This window comes from Nostoc edaphicum CCNP1411, from assembly GCF_014023275.1.
In the GTDB taxonomy this organism is placed as follows: domain Bacteria; phylum Cyanobacteriota; class Cyanobacteriia; order Cyanobacteriales; family Nostocaceae; genus Nostoc; species Nostoc edaphicum_A.
In genome coordinates this window covers 169,562-190,764 of the sequence record NZ_CP054697.1, presented here as the reverse complement: position 1 = coordinate 190,764, position 21,203 = coordinate 169,562, and the positions used below count along the sequence as shown (strand labels likewise).

The 21,203-nt window shown below is 39.5% G+C and carries 14 protein-coding genes and 2 pseudogenes; 2 read left to right on the top strand and 14 right to left on the bottom strand.

What is annotated here, in order from left to right:
* Window positions 1-51 precede the first annotated feature (51 nt).
* The 3 genes and pseudogenes from HUN01_RS02435 to HUN01_RS02425 form a co-directional block, all read right to left on the bottom strand.
* Window positions 52-707 (bottom strand): annotated as a pseudogene (locus HUN01_RS02435) (IS630 family transposase); the annotation flags it as partial.
* Between the two features lie 138 nt (window positions 708-845).
* Window positions 846-1,226, bottom strand: coding sequence for a hypothetical protein (locus HUN01_RS02430; protein ID WP_181927299.1), 381 nt, complete (start codon window positions 1,224-1,226; stop codon window positions 846-848).
* Window positions 1,219-2,322 (bottom strand): ParM/StbA family protein, encoded by a 1,104-nt coding sequence (locus tag HUN01_RS02425; RefSeq protein ID WP_181927298.1) that lies wholly within the window; start codon window positions 2,320-2,322, stop codon window positions 1,219-1,221. Before HUN01_RS02425 ends, HUN01_RS02430 begins: the two co-directional genes overlap by 8 nt.
* 549 nt (window positions 2,323-2,871) lie before the next feature.
* Between HUN01_RS02425 and mobF the strand changes: the two genes are divergently transcribed.
* Window positions 2,872-8,892, top strand: coding sequence for a MobF family relaxase (gene mobF / locus HUN01_RS02420; protein ID WP_181927297.1), 6,021 nt, complete (start codon window positions 2,872-2,874; stop codon window positions 8,890-8,892).
* 260 nt (window positions 8,893-9,152) lie between these two features.
* Here mobF and HUN01_RS02415 read toward each other — a convergent pair whose 3' ends face one another.
* The 5 genes from HUN01_RS02415 to HUN01_RS02395 form a co-directional block, all read right to left on the bottom strand.
* On the bottom strand, window positions 9,153-9,917 hold the full coding sequence (locus HUN01_RS02415; protein ID WP_238845406.1) for a restriction endonuclease: 765 nt from the start codon (window positions 9,915-9,917) through the stop codon (window positions 9,153-9,155).
* Between the two features lie 131 nt (window positions 9,918-10,048).
* Complete coding sequence (locus HUN01_RS02410; RefSeq protein WP_181927295.1) at window positions 10,049-11,296, bottom strand: hypothetical protein; 1,248 nt, start codon at window positions 11,294-11,296, stop codon at window positions 10,049-10,051.
* Window positions 11,289-11,705, bottom strand: coding sequence for a hypothetical protein (locus tag HUN01_RS02405; RefSeq protein ID WP_181927294.1), 417 nt, complete (start codon window positions 11,703-11,705; stop codon window positions 11,289-11,291). The genes HUN01_RS02410 and HUN01_RS02405 overlap by 8 nt, the downstream gene beginning before the upstream one ends.
* 58 nt (window positions 11,706-11,763) lie before the next feature.
* Window positions 11,764-12,126: a four helix bundle protein gene (locus tag HUN01_RS02400; RefSeq protein ID WP_181927293.1), complete on the bottom strand. Its 363-nt coding sequence runs from the start codon at window positions 12,124-12,126 to the stop codon at window positions 11,764-11,766.
* 68 nt (window positions 12,127-12,194) lie between these two features.
* Complete coding sequence (locus tag HUN01_RS02395) at window positions 12,195-13,133, bottom strand: type IV secretory system conjugative DNA transfer family protein (RefSeq protein ID WP_238845397.1); 939 nt, start codon at window positions 13,131-13,133, stop codon at window positions 12,195-12,197.
* Window positions 13,134-13,477: 344 nt separating this feature from the next.
* Here HUN01_RS02395 and HUN01_RS02390 point away from each other — a divergent pair.
* A pseudogene (locus tag HUN01_RS02390) lies at window positions 13,478-14,726 on the top strand (ISNCY family transposase).
* A 288-nt stretch (window positions 14,727-15,014) separates the two neighbouring features.
* Here the strand turns inward: HUN01_RS02390 and HUN01_RS02385 are convergent.
* The 6 genes from HUN01_RS02385 to HUN01_RS02360 all read right to left on the bottom strand — a co-directional run bounded on the left by HUN01_RS02385 (window position 15,015) and on the right by HUN01_RS02360 (window position 21,177).
* The gene (locus tag HUN01_RS02385) at window positions 15,015-15,854 is read right to left on the bottom strand and encodes a type IV secretory system conjugative DNA transfer family protein (protein ID WP_181927292.1); all 840 of its coding nucleotides are present in this window, start codon (window positions 15,852-15,854) and stop codon (window positions 15,015-15,017) included.
* Window positions 15,851-17,035 (bottom strand): hypothetical protein, encoded by a 1,185-nt coding sequence (locus tag HUN01_RS02380; RefSeq protein WP_181927291.1) that lies wholly within the window; start codon window positions 17,033-17,035, stop codon window positions 15,851-15,853. Before HUN01_RS02380 ends, HUN01_RS02385 begins: the two co-directional genes overlap by 4 nt.
* 62 nt (window positions 17,036-17,097) lie before the next feature.
* On the bottom strand, window positions 17,098-17,907 hold the full coding sequence (locus HUN01_RS02375; protein WP_181927290.1) for a hypothetical protein: 810 nt from the start codon (window positions 17,905-17,907) through the stop codon (window positions 17,098-17,100).
* A complete protein-coding gene (locus HUN01_RS02370; RefSeq protein WP_181927289.1) occupies window positions 17,904-19,406 on the bottom strand; it encodes a hypothetical protein in 1,503 nt (500 codons plus the stop codon). Before HUN01_RS02370 ends, HUN01_RS02375 begins: the two co-directional genes overlap by 4 nt.
* Window positions 19,403-20,122 (bottom strand): hypothetical protein, encoded by a 720-nt coding sequence (locus HUN01_RS02365; RefSeq protein ID WP_181927288.1) that lies wholly within the window; start codon window positions 20,120-20,122, stop codon window positions 19,403-19,405. Before HUN01_RS02365 ends, HUN01_RS02370 begins: the two co-directional genes overlap by 4 nt.
* Window positions 20,119-21,177 carry a hypothetical protein gene (locus tag HUN01_RS02360; RefSeq protein ID WP_181927287.1) on the bottom strand — a complete coding sequence of 353 codons (1,059 nt, stop codon included), beginning with the start codon at window positions 21,175-21,177 and terminating at the stop codon, window positions 20,119-20,121. The genes HUN01_RS02365 and HUN01_RS02360 overlap by 4 nt, the downstream gene beginning before the upstream one ends.
* Window positions 21,178-21,203 lie beyond the last annotated feature (26 nt).

Here is a 21,203-nt window from a genome sequence, read left to right as displayed (position 1 = left end):
TTTAAGTCTTAATACGGCTTAATAGGTATAAATTTATTTGTATTACGGAGAAAATGATTTAGCGATCGCAGGATCTGACAAAACCGCATAGCTCCCGTATGTCTGTTTGTCTCGTATATTAACAACTCTCACTGCTATTTCTTGGTCAGTTTTTCCCCAGACATACCCACTTAAATCTCCCCACATTAAATGACACTCATCAAGCAGCAATACTCTCAACTTTCCTTCTTCAATTTCCTGCCGATGCCTTGCCAATAGTGTTTCAATCTCTTTTTTTTTTGCAGCAACAGCGTCCTCGTCAGCTTTTGGATTTAAAGAAGTAGTTTTCTTCCAACTAATTCCTGCCGCATCAAATAAGTCATAATAGCTCCGCTTTGACTCATAAGTTACATCATATTCAAAAGCCAATTTATATTCGAGTTCACCAAGTTCCCAACATTCTTTTGTTTGCAACCAACTTAAAACTTCTTCTCGTTGTTGAGCAGTTAAGTAACTTTTTTTTTCCCCTTGTGGTTCAGGCGCAGTCCCGAAATTCCATCTTCCTCATAAGCTTGCTTCCAGCTTGTTATCGAACCCAGTGACACATCTAAAATTGTTTGAATTTCCTCATACTTGTAGCCTTGATAAACCAATTTGACTGCCAACGCTTTCCTCACCTCACGCGCATCTGGGCGATCATCTATAAATTCTTGTAGTTCTGCGATCGCGGCTTGTAGATGCTGGTTTATCATTGTTAGCTATTAGACAAATATTCTGTCCGTATTATCTCGTAGTTTTTTTCAGAAATCAAATATGATTCCTATATTTGTTGTAGCAGTTCTTTGGTATAAGGCATAAATTTATTCCTAGTTAAATGCATTTTCTAGTAAACAATCATCATCCTCGTGAGTAGGTGAAGATCCAAAATGTGTATCAACCTTGTCGGTAGGGTTTGCAACGATTAGATGGCTCTCCAGTTCTTGCTCCAAGTTAAAAGTTTGAGCTAAATAAATAATTTGTTGTTGCAGTTGGTAAATTGAAATTCTTGCCTTTGATTTTAAATCTGATTCTGAGAACCCTCCTAACCACCGACAAGCTATCGGGTGCCAAAAGGCAGCGATTGCCCAGATAATCATGTTTTGTCTCGGAAATTCAAGAGTTTTATTTTTGGGACTCAGATATTTTAAGAGGGGAAGATAAGGAGATGAAGTACTGAACTGAAAACGAAAATCAACTTGTTCAGGCATGATTTACGACCTGTTGAGAATTTTTACAAAGATAGGAGAAAAAACCGTAGTTATCAGTTAAGCGAAAGGATAAATCTGATTTAGGTTTCTCAGATAAAAATTCTTGCTGTACTAAATATTCCAAGGCATCACAGGAAATTTTTTCAGGACGTGGAAATAATCGATTCAATTCACTCTTGAAATAGTGGGCAGTTCCACCAGCAAAGATAATCTCATCAATATCTGATGGAATATAACGATGCAAATAACTTGAAAGCACTGCCCAATATTCTTCACGAGCAATACTGATTGCTGATTTGATTGATTGAATTTCTAATTCTTGTAGCAAAGCATCTTCGACTCGAACTAAAGGTAATAAGGCTTTTAGATTTATTTTGGAACCAGCAGCACTAATAGCAGCCGCAAGAGACAGAGGTTTTTGTCCAGCTACCCGACGCTGTACTGATGATACTAACTTATGAAACCCTAAGTCTTCTGTAACTCCACTTGTCATCGCACCCTTATCCATAATCAAAATAGAGGCATTGCGAAAGCCAATCATCACCACCGCTACTTTCCGTGAACGCAAATTATGAGTAGTTGTACGTCCTCGTGAGAGCAATCCAAATCCTTCAGGGCGGCAAACAAACTCCACTAGCTTGAAAGAGCGTTTTTCACCTCTCCATTTAAAGTTGAGCAGAGCGCCTGTAATCGATATCTCAAATAATTTGCGATCCGAGTATTCTCCGTAAGGAAACAAGATGCCCAGACGAATACTTGCACCGTTGGCTAACGACTTCTTTTGGGCTATAGCACCCACTACAGCCAAGGTTTTATAAATCGCTAGCTCAAATTTTGGCTGCTCTAACTTCAAATCTGCAAAAAACCTCTGACAAATTAATCCTATACCCCAGCATTGCTGATTGTATTCAATCCAAGCTGAATTTTCTGGAGAAGATACACCAATCGCATCCTCCTCATAACTTAAAAGGCTTTGTTTCGGGATTAATGCTGTGTAGGGTTCCATCAAAAGCAACTCCGGCTTACTTGAATCTAGAGTAAAAAAAACTCTACTCAACGATGCTCCCGGATCGAATGAGATTATTAAATCTGCCATCTACTTTCAACAAAAATTACTCAACCATTTCATCAAATCATAAGTCGTTAATAGCGCAATTATGGCAAATTTATGGAATTTGATAAAAACAGGCTCAAACTCATATAAATCCGGCATAACTCTAGCATAACTCTGAAATCTTAAATAGTATTTATCAACAATTTAATTTTATTGATAATCAAGTGCTTTTTCCTCGAAAAAATGGCGCAATTCTGGCATAACTCTGACGCAATCCCTCTAAATACAGGCGTTTTTAATATATATACTATTACAATGATATTATTCTTTTAGTAAAGCAATAATAGCAAAATCTTACGCACAGTACGCCAAATTTGGCAGAAAGTTTTAGACGATAATTTGCTATATTTAAGTGCATGAGAGTTGGTGAATAAAAAATTTGTTGCTGTCATTGTCTTATCAAAAATTTTTAACTCGGCATCAAACCAAAGCGAGTTTGATGTCGGCGTTAAACAATGACTTCAATATTTTTTGGGGGTTGTTCAATAGTCGTCGAGTTAAGTTATGTTTTGCTGATGGCAGAGGTGAGCGATGCTAACAGCTGCTAACGTGTCATCAGAGATGGCAGTCAACTACTTCATCAAGAACTACTATCACCAAGGCAAGTCACGCTGGAGTGGTCAAGGTGCAGAGAAGCTTGGTTTATCAGGAGCAGTTGAAAATCAGCAAGCGTTTAAAAATGTCATCTCTGGGCTTTCGCCTAATGGTCGTGAGCAACTTAATGCCAGAGTACTAAAGCCCGACCAACGCAGAGCAGCGTTAGACTGTACATTCTCTACCCCCAAGAGTGTGAGCCTAATGGCGTTGGTAGGTGGAGATGAAAGATTAATTGCCGCGCATCATCAGGCATTAACAAAAGTATTAACGTTGATGGAACAACGTTACGCAATAACTAGAGTGACACAAGGAGATTCTCGTCACAGGGTAAACACAGCTAACTTGGTGGTTGCAGAGTTTGACCACATCGAGAGTCGCTCCTTAGACCCCCATCTCCATACCCACTGCTTAGTCATGAACACAACCCAGGCAGACGGTAAGTGGATGAGCTTGGTCAATAATGAGATATTCGCCAACAAGAAATTCCTGGGTATGGCATACCAAAGTTATCTGGCAACAGAAGTAATCAAGTTGGGGTATGAGGTCGAGCCACGTCAACATGGACAATTTGAGATCAAGGGGTTCAAGGAACAAGACTTAGAGGCGTTTTCAAAACGGCGGCAGCAAATTATTGCGGCGGGTGCATCAACTACATGGGCAGAACGCGAAAAAATCTGGGATAATACTCGGCAGTGCAAGCAAAAGGTAACAGAATCGGAACTCAAATCACTGTGGAATGAAGAAGCTGCGGCACTGGGCATCAATTTCTCTCTTCCTGTTGAGCCAAATAGTTTTGTACAAGATTCTCTTTCACAACAAACTCTAGAAGATGCACTCGATAATGCAATTGCTCATTGTAGTGAGAGGAATGTCGCTTTTAAGCAGGAGGATTTGGAGAAATTCATCCTTTCTGAAAGCCTCTTCACTGATGTGACTGCAATTGAGCCATTGATCAAGCAACATCAGGAGTTAATTGTTCTGCCTTACGTGCAGATGCAATACACAACATGGGCAGCAGTAAAGCGAGAACTGGCTACTATTGAATTAATGCAGTCGGGACAAAGTAAAGTAAACCCTATCTGCTCAACTCCAGTAATTGAAAGTCAGTTGGATAAAACCTCACTAAACCTTGGGCAGAGGCAGGCAGTTAGTCTAGCTGCAACGACGACAGACCAATTCATTGCGTGGCAAGGGGTAGCTGGTGCTGGTAAGACTTTTGCCCTCAAAGAATTAAACGCGATCGCATTCGCCCAGGGCTATACAATCAAAGCTTTTGCCCCTTCATCAATGGCAGCAAAGGTACTGAGTGAGGAACTAGGCATACATTCTGAGACTGTAGCCAGTTTATTGGTGTCTGAGCCAGCACCCCTAATTGAATCAAATCAGATTTGGGTTGTAGATGAGGCAGGTTTACTTAGTGCCAAAGATGCTCATGCCCTGTTAGAGAGAGCTACCCTTGAGGGAGCAAGACTATTACTAGTTGGCGATACCAAGCAATTATCGGCAGTAGAAGCTGGAAACCCATTCAAATCCTTGCAACAAGCTGGCATCAAGACCGCGCACTTAAACCAATCAAATAGGCAGCGTAACCTGGATCTGAAAATTGCAGTAGACCTAATTGCAGACGGGAGAGTAGAAGCGGGATTTAAGCAATTAGATACAATTGGTAGTATTCAGGAAGTATCAGCTGATACGAAGCTAGATATAATTGCTGCTGACTATATAGGATTAGGGAAAGAGCAACGAGCGCGAACTTTAGTACTCGCTGGCACAAATGTAGAGAAGTTGGCACTTACGCAGGCAATCCGAGGCAAGCTAAAAATTGAGGGAAGTTTAGGGGCAACTGCAAACATTACCCAGTTGCAAGCAAAAAATCTTACAAGAGTCCAGATGCGCTACACTCATAACTTTGAACTGGGTGATGTGGTAATGCCGACGCGCAACTACAAGCGCCGGGGTTTAGAGAAAGGCAAGGTCTATGAAGTACTCAGTAAGGAGCTTGATCGGCTAATATTAAAAACCTCTGCTGGGACACGTTTAGAAGTAGATACCAATTTTGACAAAGCTGTTTACCAGCGTGATGAAATTGAGATTGCTGTAGGCGATCGCTTGCAATGGAAGAAAAATGACCGACAGTTACAAAGGCGCAATGGTCAAGAGTTTATAGTCACGGCGATTGAGGGAGATTCCGCCCAAATTCAGTATTTAGATAGCAATCGAACTGAAACTATTAACCTAAAACAGGCGCAAAACCTGGACTATGCCCTTGTCAGCACAATCTATAGTAGCCAAGGTAAAACCACTGACCTAGCCTTGATTGCGGCAGATCACACCATTGGGCAAGAAAGTTTTTATGTGGCGATTAGTCGAGCTAGGCATAACGTCAAACTTTATACTAAAGACAAATCAGAATTGCTGGAACTGGCGCAAGAGTCTAAAGCCAAAGATAACGCCTTAGAATTGCTGATGAATTCCTTAAAAGCGGAACGAATTCAGGCGAAAACTGCCTCGGTCAGTCCAAGAGCTAATGAGCCAATAGTAAAACTTGAAGTAGCAATAGCAGAGCCTGTACTGAAAGCTCAACCAACAATCACAGAACAAGTCTCCTTGGCAGTTAGTCGGCCAGTTCCATTAGTTACGACGAGTTTAGAAACTGTAGCCAAACCCACTCCCAAAGAGAAACATAGAGATGATAGAAAGTCTCCTGTTTTTGAAAAACCAGTATTAAAGACTGCTGCCCCAACAGAAGCATTTTGGATACCTCAAAAGCAAGAAGAAGTACCTAATTTTATTGAATCAAAACACTGGCAAGAGTTTGAATCAAGTGCCATTCACCCAGAAATTGCAGCGCTAAACTTTGAAAGCCTTCAGTTCAACTATGCAGGTGGTGAGCATGAGGCTTGGGAAAGGCTGATGGTTAGCGAAAAACTTAATCGTACAAATACGGGGCGACTTAGTGAAGGGTTAATCAAAGCCTATTCTCACCTTGATGCTGGTGGTTGGTGGTGTGATGCTGGAGTTGATGCGCGTTCATTTGCTGATTTAACACCAGGTGATAAACCTGCAATTAAAAGATGGGGATGTTACAAGCCGAACACACCTAGACCCAAAAAAGATGAGGAGAACCAGATAATTGAAGGGAAATTCATTAAATATGAGCATCCCCCAAAGGTTGAATTAAGTATATTCTTGCTCAATGTCTCTGAAGATATTGCCGAACGCATTTACTCCAAACATAAAGTTAATCCCACCCAGCAGGAGCGCAAATCGGGATTTTGGTACTGTGTATGGAAATATAATTTACCGTGTGCGATCGCAGAGGGAGCCAAAAAAGCGGCCAGCCTGTTGAGTCAGGGTCACGCTACCATTGGGCTACCTGGAATTTCAGCAGGATATCGCTCTCCAAAAGACGAGTTTGGCAAAAAAATCGGTAAGTCCTATCTTCATGAAGAGTTAGCCGTTTTCGCCACACAAGGGAGAGTTTTCAAGTTCTGCTTTGACTACGAAACCAAGCCCGAAACTAAGCTCCATATCGAACGAGATATTTCCGTGACTGGAAGATTGTTACAAGAAGCTGGAGCAAGAGTAAAAGTTGTCAGCTTGCCAGGGCCTTCTAAAGGTGTTGATGATTTCATAGTCGCAAGTGGGCCACTAGCTTACGAGAAATTGAGCCATGAAGCAAAGCGTTTAAGAGACTGGCAACAGCACAATCAACGCTTCTTGAATGCGGCTTTTCCATCACCGCCTCATCTGACACCAGAACAACGTTCTATACAACTTGAGGGAACAGGCAACAGGGAACGGGCAACAGGGAATGACAAATTGGATCTCTTACCAACACACAGGGAAGAGGAAATAGAAAAAACTGTTGCCTGTTCCCCATTACCTGTTCCCTATCTTTTACAAAATAAACCACAGGTACAAACCCATGACTTTAACCAACGACAACAACCCAACACAGATACAGTTGCTAACCGAGAAGATAGAGCAATTGACCCAGAGAATCGAGCAGTTACAAACCAACAGCCAGCAGATGAGCGAGCTAATCAAGTTATTAGAAACGAGTCAAACCGAGAAACTAACCGAGATGAGTGCGAGTCACGCGAATTTCTTGCAGCAATTAACCGAGATGCTGAACTCGAAAAAGTCTTCGAGCATGGAGACGATATTGCAGGAATTAACCAAAGCTCTACAGATGATGGGCTTCGAGGTCAACGAACAGAGAAACTCTCAAGACAAATTAACGGACAAGATTCAACAATTTTTAATAGAGAAACAAATTATGTCCATTCTTCACAACCAGCCACCAGACAACTCTTAAATACAATCTCTGATTATATTGAGCAATCAGCTATCGAGTCTGCTTTAACCCAAACAATATTAGGGCTAACAGAACAACTTTCTCAATCTCATCAACAACTTGTTGCATCTAAGACTACATTCAATGACTTTGAAACAGCCTTGATTCAAGAGTTGCAATCTCATGCACAAAACAAAGCAATTCTGTCAATCTCTGATTATATTGAACAATCAGCTATCGAGTCTGCTTTGACCCAAACAATATTAGGATTAACAGAACAACTTTCTCAATCTCATCAACAACTTCTTGCATCTAAGACTACATTCAATGACTTTGATGAAGCAGTTACGGCTGAGTTGCAATCTCATGCACAAAACAAAGCCATTCTGTCAATCTCTGATTATATTGAGCAATCAACTGTCGAGTCTGCTTTAACCCAAACAATATTAGGGCTAACAGAACAACTTTCTCAATCTCATCAACAACTTGTTGCATCTAAGACTACATTCAATGACTTTGAAACAGCCTTGATTCAAGAGTTGCAATCTCATGCACAAAACAAAGCAATTCTGTCAATCTCTGATTATATTGAACAATCAGCTATCGAGTCTGCTTTGACCCAAACAATATTAGGATTAACAGAACAACTTTCTCAATCTCATCAACAACTTCTTGCATCTAAGACTACATTCAATGACTTTGATGAAGCAGTTACGGCTGAGTTGCAATCTCATGCACAAAACAAAGCCATTCTGTCAATCTCTGATTATATTGAGCAATCAACTGTCGAGTCTGCTTTAACCCAAACAATATTAGGGCTAACAGAACAACTTTCTCAATCTCATCAACAACTTGTTGCATCTAAGACTACATTCAATGACTTTGAAACAGCCTTGATTCAAGAGTTGCAATCTCATGCACAAAACAAAGCAATTCTGTCAATCTCTGATTATATTGAACAATCAGCTATCGAGTCTGCTTTGACCCAAACAATATTAGGATTAACAGAACAACTTTCTCAATCTCATCAACAACTTCTTGCATCTAAGACTACATTCAATGACTTTGATGAAGCAGTTACGGCTGAGTTGCAATCTCATGCACAAAACAAAGCCATTCTGTCAATCTCTGATTATATTGAGCAATCAGCTATCGAGTCTGCTTTAGCCCAAGCAGTATTAGGATTGACAGAACAACTTTCTCAGTCTCATCAACAACTTGTTGCATCTAAGACTACATTCAATGACTTTGAAACAGCATTGACAACTGAGTTGCAATCTCATGTAAAGAAGAGAGCTATTTTATCCACCTCTAACTCTGTTGAGCAATCAGCTACTGAGTCAACCTTAGCTAAAACATTACTAGCAGAATTAAAGTTGCATCTCAAACAGATGATTCAGGGTTTAGATATTGAAAGATTGGCAGAAGTAGTTATGGAAGTAGGAAAATATGTCAAAGGTGAAAAGGTAACAGGAGCAAAGGTCAGCGAGTTATTTACGAGTGTTACAACTGATGCAAAAGTATTGACTTTTGAGGAAAAAATGAACATCGTTAGGCAACTGATTAGAGATGACAAACCATTGATTCTGAAGAGATTGAAAATAAATCCTCAACAGTCAGATGACAACGGGGAGCAGATCCGGTTTCGGCGCTAACTAATCAAGCCGCCAAAGGCGGCAAGGCAGAAGGCAGGAGGCAGAAGGCAGAAGGAACACCTCTCCCATGAAGGGAAGAGGTAAGTGCTACGGACACATCTTTTTTTGTGCTGTGCATCGCACTTCGTGCCGCTTCGCTAACGAAAAGAGTATTCCTACTTTTTCGCCAACAAGGGGCGAGGTTTGTACCTTTTCTTCCTTCTTCCTTCTGCCCTCTGCCCTCTGCCTCCTGCCTTTCTTCTATCAATTGGAAATGAAAATTAAGACTTACCACTTATTGTTATTCCCACTATTTTTAACTGCTTATTTAAGACAAAATTTACTAGTTTCTGACCGCTTACTAAGATTATTTTATTGGAGCGACGAATCAACTGTTTTGACAACTGTCCAGTTATGCCAGTATGCACGAAGAATCCACCACTGGCTCTTTCATGCTCAATACAAGACAGAAAATCTTTGATGTGTTCTGCATTAATGTGATTAGTGTAGCGTTTAACCTGGATTACATAGAGCTTTCCCAAAATTAATACGCGACCGTCTATACCGCCGTCACCAGTGTACCGAAAGTTGCGTTGGATTTGCCAGCCCTGTTCAAGGCAGCAAGTAAGTACCAACTCTTCAAAAACGTAAGGTGATATCCTACGCAGTGTGGCGATTACTACTGGTAATTTAACGATGGGAGTTTTGCTCCAAAGCCGTTGCAGCACTTGAGAGGCGTACTGAATATTTGCCTGCTTTTTAAGCTTTTTAGCTAATCTAACCCTTCGCGTTGTTGCTTTGCTTAGTGGTAACTGCTTTTTAAAATTTTTAGCTAAGAGAGCCTTTTGCGTTGGTGCTGGGCTTTGTCGTACAAAATTTTGAGGTGAAATTGACGACGCTTTTGTACTCTTGGCTGGTAATTGGTCAGGTTTAAAATCTTGGGAGCGATACTTTGGTTCTGGACTTGAAGGTGGAAAAAAAACAAACAGCCAACTTAGAAAAATTATCCCACCCAGTGCAAACAACAAGCAAACAATTAGTATCATTTTCACGCTTCCCTTTGATCATGGAACAGGGGGGCAGGGGAGAGTTCAACGTGCCTTGTTCTTTTCCCTCTACCCCTCTGCCCCTCTGCCCCTCAAGCATCCTTCCCCTCAAGCTTGTGAGAAATGCGGGCTTATCTGTGCATATTTCTAAATTGTGATTCTTGTTGAGAATCCTGCTGAATTTGATGATGCATATTAACAACAGATTGAACCTTATCAAGTGCCTGTAACTGTTGGTCACTTACGTTAGGTGATAAAACTCCGTCAGTGAGAACAGGCTCGCCGTTTTTGGCACGAACGATTACATTCTCGCCAAGACGTTCAAAATCAAAAGTTGTACTTTTGAAACTCTTGGAACCATCGGGGTTATTTGTGCCCAAGATATTTAGCAGTGCTTTAACGCTTTCTTCAACTACTTTACCTTTAACATCCTTAACAGCATCTCGTAGTTCAGTTCGAGTATTGTCAATAGCTGACTTGACACCCATAAGGCTTTGATCAACAGTGTTTTTAACACCGTCTACCTGTGTACGTAACTCTTGAGTTAAATTCCCAATTTGTTGATTGAATTCATCCCTGACATTATCTGTGTTTTCTCTGACTTCATCTAGTCGGTTAGTAACTTGTTGCTCTATGTGAGCTTTCATCTGTGCAATTTCTTTTCTAAGCTTGGTGACTTCAGGGGTCAGCGCATCTTTAATCTGCTCAAATACATTTTTAGCCGTTTTCTTTACCTGACGTTCAACTGACCCAACCCAGTTTTGGAGTTTAGTATTTTGAACTTGTGGTAAAAACCGTTCATTTACTTGGGACAAAGCTTTTTGGGTGTTCTCAATCAACTGTTGTTGCTTTTCTAAAGACTTGCCCATTTCGCTAACTTGAGCAGCCAGTTCTGACAAGGATTCAGATGTTTGTTCATTTTTTTTGAGACTGTCAACAAGTTTTTGTTGCGACTCTAGTTTAGATTGCAAAACAGCCACTTGTTTTTGTAAAGCTTCTACACTGTAGATTCGCTCATTACTTACAACTTTATTTTTCGGTGATGGGGGAGCTAAACCTAATTTGTCAGTCAGTACTTCTCCATTTTTAATATGGAATACTTTTTCATTGCCAATTTTAATAGAAATTGCACCTTGAGAATTTTTCGGGTCAGACAGAGCTTTTTTTAAGTTCTCTACTATCGTTGGTGTTAATAAGTTTTTCGAGGGAGATTCTCCCAATGTTCCTTGATAAACTTTGCTAGAGCTAGAGTAAATAGAAACATCCTTGCTGGGATCTAATCCTTTTTCTTTAGCTTTCGCATGGATGAGTTTGAGGAGAGATTCTAAAATGTCTAAATAATCTCGCTTAATTTCTTTCGCTTCACCATCATCAATCATTATTTTCGCCTTTGAGAATTGACTGTATTAACAGTTCAGGATTAATCGCTACTTCTGGCAAAACTATCCCACCGAGTTTATTAAGAACCTGTCTTCCTTCAACTTCAATGTAAGCAAATTCTCCATCGATCATCACTGTTATCGATGATGTATTTTTTTCAGCGCGAGATGGGACATAATCTTTCAGGACACCATTTAACACAAAAATGTTGGCATCATCTGCATCGCTACTATAGACTTCAAGGCACTCAGGAAGATAGTTAGCATCAAAAGGCAAGTTATCCCAACTATCAGCAGTGTTTAAAATTTCGCTTGGATATTTATCTGCGAGGGCTGCTATATCAGGAGGGAGTTTTGCAATTTGTTTTCTATCATAATCAGAGAACGGGTAAAACTTACTTGATGACATGAATTTTATCCAGAGAACAGGGAACAGGGAACAGGGAACAGGGAACAGGGAACAGAATTTATTGTTGTAGCTTTTTAATAAGAGCAATAATCATCCGGCTCTCTTCTCGTAGTAAAAGGATAATTGATTCTATGTCAGTTTGGCTACATAATCCTACTCTCTGAGATAAAATAATATGTGTTTCTAATTCGTTAAGTGAACCTTGGGCAATGTTAAGAAATCTTATATACTCAGCCGTTGATCTTCTTCCATAGCCTTCTGCTATGTTAGCTGGAATAGATGCCGCAGACCTTCTGATTTGTTGTACCATTCCATACAACTCATCTTTAGGAAAGAGTTTGGTCAAAAAATAGCATTTCTCAGCTATATCTATCCCTTTTTGCCAAATCTTTAAGTCTTTAAAATCATTAATTTCTGACATATAAAGCCTTCATTTATTACTAATTTTTTCTATTCTCTGTTCCCTGTTCCCTGTTCCCTTTTTCTTGCCTAAATCAGGCTTGCATATTCTGATAGCTGCTCTTGAGTTTCTATTAAAGGCAACAATTTTAATGCCTCTGCCCGACGAATTCTCATTTCTTCATCTGCTGGAGGTTTCAAAATAGACTTCATGGCTAATGACTTTTGGAATTTATACCAAGCTTTTACACTCGCCGCTTCCGAATTAATCTCATGTTGAGGAATATGAATATTTTGCAAGATTGGTATACTTATCTGTCCGCGAGAACGAAACCCTGGACTAATAATTACGGCTTTACCTTCTGGTAATGTATTAAATTGGTTGATATCAAATAACTTGCGAGTACTGTTTTGGTCAGAATTAGAAATACTTGCTCCTCCTTTTCCTCCTGATGAACGGGAACGTTGCTTGTATTTAATCTCTTCATCACCTAAGAACTTACTAAAACGTTCTGCTGCTACATCATCTTGAGGGTTAAAGAATGCTTTGGTAGCACATCCTCCAAATATGGCATTTGTTGTATTTTCTCCATAAGATTCAATTAGCATTGAGAGATTTTGTAAACCTAAGATAGAAATTAGTCCATCCTCCCGGTTTTGGTTCAACCAATCCACCAAGGCTGGTAAATATAATGTTGGTAATTCATCAATCCCAAGCACAAGAGGACAAGCGCGTTTATAGGCGACATTTCTACTTATTATTAAATGCAGAATGGAGACAAGCAACGGTGCAATTACATCACGCTTTTCTTTGTTCATCCCAAAAATCACCATCTGCCGTCCTTTCAAGTCCAGTGGAATATTGGTTTTTCCGCAGAAAGCTGCCAATGCTGCCGGAACCATAAATCGGCTGAACAATCCGCTTGCTGTTCCCACAATGCTAGCTGCTGTTTCTGGGCTACCAGCTACAGATACAAACTGGGCGAAAGCTTCCCTAACCATGAAATTCAGATTTTCTGCTTGTTCCATGCGTTTGACTAGCTTCGGTAATCCCCAGCAATTCTCATTTTGAAATAAATGGAGTATTAACCCCCATTTTGAAATTCAAAATATAGTACAAAATAACTAGTTTTCCGGGAGAGGTGATGCTTGTGGCGAGGGAAGCTATCGCTTAAAAAACAATTTGACCGATTGATTGAGTATAAATACTCAATTCATTGGCGGGAATTGGCTGACAACGAAAAGGGGAAATCGAGCAAAAAAGTTCTGTTTTGAGAAAAGAGAACTCAAACGAAATAAAAATTTATAACTGTTGTCATCTCAGGTAAAATTGGTGAGTTAAAAATCCACTTCTCGCGTCAAATTATTTCAAGATGGCTCAAAAAGCGGCGACCATAGAAATTTCTGAATTAATGCAATTTTTACGGTCATTATTACATGACTTACCCGATGAGAGGAAACCTGGAAATAATACGAAATATCAGGTAGAAGATGCAGTGATGGCTGCATTTTCAGTTTTTTTTACTCAGTCAGCGTCTTTTTTAGATCATCAACGTTTAATGAATAGCAATAAGGGAAAAAATAATGCTGAAAGTTTATTTTCAATTGAGGCAATCCCTAGTGATAATCAAATAAGAACTTTATTAGATCCAGTGCCAGCCAGTACTATCTTTATGGCTTTTCAAAAAGTCTATCAATGGTTAGAGTCAAAGGGAGTTTTGAAAAAGTTTCTCTACTTAGATGGAGAAATTTTAGTGGCTTTAGATGGCACAGAATATTTCTCATCAAAGAAAATTAATTGTCCTCATTGTAACTATCGTAATCATCGAAATGGAACTACAACCTATTTTCATGGTTGTGTCACACCTGTTGTGGTTTCTCCTAATCAAAAACAAGTAATTAACTTAGAACCAGAATTTATTAAAAAACAAGATGGACATCAAAAACAAGACTGTGAAAATGCGGCTGTTAAAAGATGGTTAAATAAGAATCATAAAAGTAAGTATGGTCATCCTGTAACCCTTCTAGGGGATGACTTATATTCTCATGAACCTGTTTGTGATTTAGCACTAAAGCAAGGCTATAATTTTATTTTTGTTTGTCTGGAAACGTCACATAAAACTTTGTATGAATGGCTAGAATTTTTAGAAGCCAGTGGGGAAGTTACAACCACTGAAAAGAAACAATGGGATGGGCGAAAAAAATTAATTTACCGTTATCGGTATGCTTCTAGAGTTCCTTTAAAGAATGGGGATTCAAGCCTTGAAGCTAATTGGTGTGAAGTAACTGTTATTAATGAGAAAACACAGAAAGTTATCTACAAAAATAACTGGATCACTAATCATAAAATTACTGAAAACAATGTTGAAGAAATTGTCAAAGCTGGACGCAGTAGATGGAAAGTTGAGAATGAAGGTAATAACGTACTAAAAAATCATGGTTATAATTTAGAGCATAATTTTGGTCATGGTAAAAATCATTTGTGCGAGTTATTACTGTCTTTAAATTTACTAGCTTTTTTATTTCATACTGTTTTAGATTTAGCCAATCATACCTATCAAAAAGTTCGTGAGTTATTAGTAACTCGGACTAGTTTTTTTAATGATATTCGTACCTTATTAAAATTTATTTGGTTTCAAGACTGGTCGGAGTTTTTCTTATTTATTATTACCGAATATGTCCCGACCACAAAAGGAAATTCTAGTTGAAAATGTCAAACATTTGAGAGGAGGTAAAGACTATTAATTGAGAAGTTTTACAAAGTGGGTCTAAATTTCAGCTATATTTACTAAGTTGAAATCGATTTTTCATGGGCAGATTTTTAAAATTTTTTCTCTTGAGTCAAGTTATTATGATTATCTTTCAAAAAATCATAATTACACAGAACTTGTCTATGCAAACGAAAGAACTTTATCTTCTTTTGTTTTCAAAATGAGAATTGCTGGGTAATCCCAAAATCGCTTGGCACATCATGATATCTGGGTAAGCAGTTCCCTTCGCCAACATGAAAACAGCTTGTACTAGCTGATCTCCGGCATTCGTGAAGAAGCTGTTTCCTGAATCTTTTTCACCGAGTTGAAAGTTGCGGTTGAGAGTGATAGCAAGCTGCCGCGCCATTTCCGAGTCTTCGTTACTACGAAGAAAATCTATTGGATTGGCGATCGCAGATTCTGGAAATCCTGGGGCTAAGACGGTGACTTTATAACCACGTTCGAGTGCATACCCCGCGAGTATTGGGGCTTGTCCTTTAGATGCGGCTGTGGCTGATTCCTGCTCTGCATACTTAAAATCATAAAGTGCTAAGGGGAATCCTTGATCTATTGCTGAACGAATCAACGGATTAATCATTGAAAATGATTTTCCACAACCTGGGCCACCACAAACGAAAATCCCCCGTTGTGCGTCTGGTAAGTAAAGGGTTACTGGATCTTCGGGAATGCACGTTTTCCTGATGCCATTGACAATTTCACTTTTTATATTCTTGGGAGTGCCGACGTACAGAGACACACGATTATGTTTACGTTTATTTATTTGTTTGCACGCAAGTTTACGGGCTGCTGTCTTCTCTGCTGTTCCACCCCACCTTGCAGTTGCTAGTTTAGCTTTACCCCTTTTGCCATCTATGTATTTGGCTACCACAATCACCGCACCACAGGCCAGTAACCCCAGCCCTGCGGGTGAGATTAGTGCAGAAGAGAGTCCTGGTGGAATGAATTGGTTCGCATTGACTTGCGTGTTGGTCGTTGTCATTGTCCGCTCCCCACAATAACTAACCCATTCTCTTTAACTCCAAGCCAGGGCACTGGCCCAATAAAATAGGGCGTACAAGTTTTTTGCATAAAAGGAGGACGCACACAGATTCGGAAGAACAACCCAAAGTCTGCTGTACCAGATGATTCATTCACTCCGGTCAATGCAACCTTGAATCCACTACCATATACCAACCGTCCTGTCGGTTCCTTCCCGGAATTGACCGCAGCCAAGAAACCATAACCACCTTTTACCTGCTGTGATGACCCAGAAGCCCAACGCTTTCCATATAATGTACCCTCTGAACCTGAGAAATCGCCCATTTCTAGATATGAGCATTCTTTACCAGCAGCACAAGCAGTAGGTACAGTTTTATCGCCCCTTATTACACTGCCAGAGATAAAATAATTATTCCCAACTCTTGCATCACCTCTTTCAGAAGTACCAAGAACTACAGAAGCAATTCCCACAACACTAACACCAGAATTAATTGGTTGGGGCATCTTATCGAAGGGTACTTGATTTAATCCAGGGACTTGGTTAATATAACTTTGCTGCCAAGACTTGAATTTTCCCAAGGAAGTTGATGTTAATCCTGGTATAGAGTTTAACGAGTACTTGCTTAAATCAAGTTTACCTAAAGGGAGATTCGCTGCTTCCGGGTTTAACCGTAAAATTTGAGAAATGTTTCCACCACTTAATACCCTATTTCTAGACAATAAGGCGGCTATTGGTGGGACTTTTTGAAGGCTTAAGTTTCCTAAACTAGGGATGGACTTAACTAGTGATGCTGGTGTCTGCCATTGCATTAATCCAAAATCTTTTAGTGTCAGTTTGTTATTATTTGGTGCGATTGAACTTATCGATTTCAGGCTCAAACTGGACATTTTAAATGCATCATCCGTATCACCCAGCATCACAACAGAATCAACTTTTTGTCCTGCTGACCAGGAACGTGACGGGTCATATCCAAATAGCGAGATGAGATTCTGTGGAATGCTTAGATATCCCGGTTCTTGCACAGGCGGGAGATTATCCCATGTAATTCGTGACCAGTCTGGAGCCTGAACAAGATATTGACCTTGCGAATAGGTAATTGTCGGAGTTTCAGCCTTTGATGGAGCAGGGAAGACAAATGGAATTAAAGACATAGCTGTTAATAAATATTCTTTCAACTTCATTTGATCTCCTGATTAATTAACTAATAAAGCCGATAATTATCTGAGTAAAAAAGGGCAAAGCATTATTTTTGCCCCCACTGAATTAACTGATTAAAAACTTCCTCCTTAACACCAGAACGCGAAATAGCTTCTTCTTTTCTCTTACCCTGACGTAGTAATTTAATCGCATCCTGAGCTTTTTTCCAAGTTATTGAACCCTCCTTAATTTGACCATTACTATGAGCGATCGCTAAACCATAAACAAGAGCATTAGCATCATTTCTTGGTAAAGCCCTACCAGGTAATATAGAGTTTATAGTTGCTGCTGTTGGTTGCGGTATTGTTGCTGGCGTTGGTATCCTATCTAAGGTAGTTGGGACTACTTCCGGTTTAATGGCTACAGGTACTACAGGTAACGGACGGGCCGAATCTGGTTTAATCACCAGACTAGTGTAAGATGGACTTCCTGTAGCAGGAATTAATTTAAATTGGTATTGTTTTTGTCCCTCTGACCCACTAGTAATAATGGTTATTTGTGTATTTCCATCCGAAGAAGAAGTTAAATTAGCGAACTTAATTGGTGTGATTTGCCGCAAGAATAAAACCGTCGCATTTCCTTGACTGCAATTTAAATCATTAGAGTTATCATTACTTTTCTGACACAAGCTTCCGTTTGAGGTAAAAGTAATTCTAGAGGGGTCGCCAATCCAGACTTGCTTGATAACTTCTCCAGTAGACATCAAATTAATCGTCAGTCCATAACCTTTCCAAATTTTCAGTTCCAGGAAATTAGAATCAACATCTTGATAATAAACAGTTCTAACACTTCCAGCTAAAACCTGATGAGAGTTTATTAACAATAATGTTGCAGCTAGGGCTAGAATCTTTTTCATAACGAAATCGTTTGATTAACGAATATCTGTACTGTCTGACCAGCATCAATCACGAACACTTTTTCTTGGCTATTTAATTGCCCAGAGCGACTTTGATTAGATGCTTTAATACCTTCGAGAATATTGTTAAATACACCTTCACCAAAAGCAGAAGTGATATTTTTATCATCATTAGTAGTTGTACTACTAGAAAATCCATTAGAACTAATGTTAGTCTGACTTGTTGGGCGATTCTGGATCTCAGCAGCCTTGGCAACCCCGGCAATTACGGACGACATCAAATCACTTCCTAAATTACTACCTTTGCGAGATTCACCTTTTAGAAAACTGCCGTTTTTAGACATGATTAAAACAGCGTTTTCTGGCAGTTTCTTTTCTTGGGCGTTCCCATCGGAATTAATTAAAACTGAAACCCCACGCAATTGGGCAAATCCTGAGCCATTTGAATTAGTCAATTGAGCTACCAGATAAGATCCCGTGGGTAACACTTCACTACCATCTGATGCTTTCAATGGAAGGGATATCTTAATCAGGTAATTTTGACCGATATCATCATTAGTCCCCCAAAATATTGGTGTCTCTAACCGTCCTTCTGTAGTACTACCAACTAAAATACGCTTTGTATTATAATCAGTTGTTTGTGCAGTAGTTTGATTTTTAACTTCTGTACTTGACCCTATTCCCCCTTTTATCCCACTAGGGTTTAATTGTTCATCATCAGAGTTGACTGAACTACTGAAACTACCAACGTTTGCAACAGCAAGCCATTGTTGCATCGGATCTAATTGTTGAGTTTTTACAGCCGAACTTGCATTGGGGATTACTCGTGCTACTTGTTTTGGTTGAGGTTGAGGTTGAGAAACTGGCAACGAACGTCTAGTCGGCGTATTAATTCTAGGTGGAGAGGGATTTCTAGTAACTGTTACTGGTTGTGTACGCTGGGGTATTGTTCTTGTTGGTGGTGGAGGAGCTACCGGGACAGGTGTGAATGTAGGACTAGGTGTTGGTGTTGCTTCTGCTTCTGCTTGTGCTTTTTGATCGCGGATTTTCTTAAATTCCACATTCTGGCTAGTCAAAGCTAAAGCTGTTTTATTTTGTCCAGTCTCATCCTTGACTGGTTCTTCTATTGTTTCAAGATTTATTTTTGGTGATTCTATTTTTCTAGGAGAAAAGTTCAGGGCATTCATGGAACCATTAATTAGTCCGCCAACAATCATTATAAAAACAAGTATTATCCCACCGATCACAGCCATCTTTAAAAGTGGGTTTTGCGGAATTGTACGAGTAGTTGTGATTTCTTCTGGTTCAGGAGCTTCTGTATCAGCTAAGGATTCAAGCTGAATACTTACCCCATTCATCGCAGCGAAATCTTTATCTTTCTTATCCAAAGAATCTGGGTTCGCTGTGTCTGACTGCTCTTGTGCTAAAAGTTCTGCTGGCTCTTCTTCTTGGGGAACGTTTCTTTTATTTACTGCTGGTGATTCTTGCGTTTGTGTCATAAATTCAAATCTTGAATTTTATATATTTCTAAACCTGCTTTGCGGACACGATAAGCTGTTTGTTGAAACTCAGATGAAATCTGCGGTAATGTCGGTGTGTCTATCACTCTCACAAAAACACTTTTGTTAAACCCTATTGGTTCTCCAACCATATTATTACCCTGAAAAACTATTACTTCCCCTACCATATCTACTTGAAACTTACCTGGGTTTACTTTTTTAGGTTCGCTAAGTAAACTGATTTTTAAAATTGATTGAGTCGTACCATTAAATACATCTGGTGGTGTAAGATTTCCTATTTCTTTCAGAAACTCAGCACGGAAATCTTCTGATAACGCAAACCCTGTAGCCCATACATTCGTTGTAATTTTGCTATTCCCTGTTTGCACACCCGCATCAAGCTTTAATTTTTTACTAGGGTCTGCATCGTAGTCATCAGTCACTTTTGGCAGTGTATTCCAACTCAATAGCCCTGTCATTGTTTGCCCGACAAAATACCTGATGGCTCCAGGCGTTCTCGACTCACTATGCATCGCGCTAACTCTTATAGATTCTCCATCATTTAATTCTACTAATGTCGGTGCTTTCGAGTTAGCTATAGTTCCCACTCTCGCAAAATTTATTATTTCTATTAACAGTAGTAGGCTCAGTAATACTGCATTCCCTATCAAAAATATTGGCGTAAAATTTAATTCTTTTTTTTCTAGTAGCCTCATTTTCTTAATCCCACAGAGAATTTAATTCCACTAGTAAAAGCTGTGAATACTGACATTCCCCCTCCTGTACCAATGGCTACTGCAAGTAATGGCGAAAAAATTGCTTGTATTAGTTGCATCAACAATGGATTGCTTGAAGGTTTGTCAACTATCGCACTCGCAACTATACCTACTATTATCGAGTATGAAATTAGTATTAGTGTCAAACCTAGCCAACCGGACAACCACGCATAAAGGGGCTTGCTTTCAAAAGGCAGCAAAGACAATACCAAGAATATAGGTGCAACGTAAGCAACTAGCAAAAAGGATAATTGCACTATATATTGGAAACCTGCGGACAAACCACTCAGGATCACATAAACAAGACCTTGAATTGCACTATTGACAAGTTCCCCACCAATATCCAAAGGGTTCCAGCTTCCCGAACCTGAACCAGTTCCCCTTTTCTCTCTGGCTTTGCGCGCGTCTGATTGAGCTTTTTCTATATTTTCTTTGATGCAAGTTTGTCTAGGATTTGTTGTGTTACCGTTACTATCTGTTTGAGAAGTTTCAAGTTTTTCACATTTAGCCAAAGCTGTCTGTGTAGCTAAAATGAAACTCTGATCGGCATTCACATTCCTGATAGCGTCTTTTAGCTTTACACCATTTCTAGTAATACTTAAAATACTTCTATTTAAAGTTACAGATACATCTTTTAGAGCGATTGTGGTATTAGCCAATAAAAAACCATTGTTAGTCAGCATTACAATTACTAACAATGGAAAAACCATTTCATTTACAAAATTGTAAGAAAAACCTTCTTCAGCGAACTTTCTATACCAACCCAAGGAGGCAAAACTGACTAAAACTACTGCAACCAACATTGATACAGCCACAACAGCCGTATAAATAGAACTTGTCCCAGATGCTAGCTCTGTCCAATCATTAGCAAAAGATTTGACAATCAAATCTGCCCCATCAATAGCACCATCAACGATCTCACCTGAATTACTAGTACCCGTATTTTGTCCAGGTTGCTGTCCAGTTGATTGAGCCAAAATAATAGTTAAAAGCATTTTATTTAATCAGCTATTTTTACCAA

Excerpts from the sequence above, each read along its gene's own strand:
- HUN01_RS02430 (WP_181927299.1), bottom strand. The coding sequence starts at position 1,226 with ATGCCTGAACAAGTTGATTTTCGTTTTCAGTTCAGTACTTCATCTCCT.
- HUN01_RS02425 (WP_181927298.1), bottom strand. The coding sequence starts at position 2,322 with ATGGCAGATTTAATAATCTCATTCGATCCGGGAGCATCGTTGAGTAGA.
- mobF (WP_181927297.1), top strand. The coding sequence starts at position 2,872 with ATGCTAACAGCTGCTAACGTGTCATCAGAGATGGCAGTCAACTACTTC.
- HUN01_RS02415 (WP_238845406.1), bottom strand. The coding sequence starts at position 9,917 with ATGATACTAATTGTTTGCTTGTTGTTTGCACTGGGTGGGATAATTTTT.
- HUN01_RS02410 (WP_181927295.1), bottom strand. The coding sequence starts at position 11,296 with ATGATTGATGATGGTGAAGCGAAAGAAATTAAGCGAGATTATTTAGAC.
- HUN01_RS02405 (WP_181927294.1), bottom strand. The coding sequence starts at position 11,705 with ATGTCATCAAGTAAGTTTTACCCGTTCTCTGATTATGATAGAAAACAA.
- HUN01_RS02400 (WP_181927293.1), bottom strand. The coding sequence starts at position 12,126 with ATGTCAGAAATTAATGATTTTAAAGACTTAAAGATTTGGCAAAAAGGG.
- HUN01_RS02395 (WP_238845397.1), bottom strand. The coding sequence starts at position 13,133 with ATGGAACAAGCAGAAAATCTGAATTTCATGGTTAGGGAAGCTTTCGCC.
- HUN01_RS02385 (WP_181927292.1), bottom strand. The coding sequence starts at position 15,854 with ATGACAACGACCAACACGCAAGTCAATGCGAACCAATTCATTCCACCA.
- HUN01_RS02380 (WP_181927291.1), bottom strand. The coding sequence starts at position 17,035 with ATGAAGTTGAAAGAATATTTATTAACAGCTATGTCTTTAATTCCATTT.
- HUN01_RS02375 (WP_181927290.1), bottom strand. The coding sequence starts at position 17,907 with ATGAAAAAGATTCTAGCCCTAGCTGCAACATTATTGTTAATAAACTCT.
- HUN01_RS02370 (WP_181927289.1), bottom strand. The coding sequence starts at position 19,406 with ATGACACAAACGCAAGAATCACCAGCAGTAAATAAAAGAAACGTTCCC.
- HUN01_RS02365 (WP_181927288.1), bottom strand. The coding sequence starts at position 20,122 with ATGAGGCTACTAGAAAAAAAAGAATTAAATTTTACGCCAATATTTTTG.
- HUN01_RS02360 (WP_181927287.1), bottom strand. The coding sequence starts at position 21,177 with ATGCTTTTAACTATTATTTTGGCTCAATCAACTGGACAGCAACCTGGA.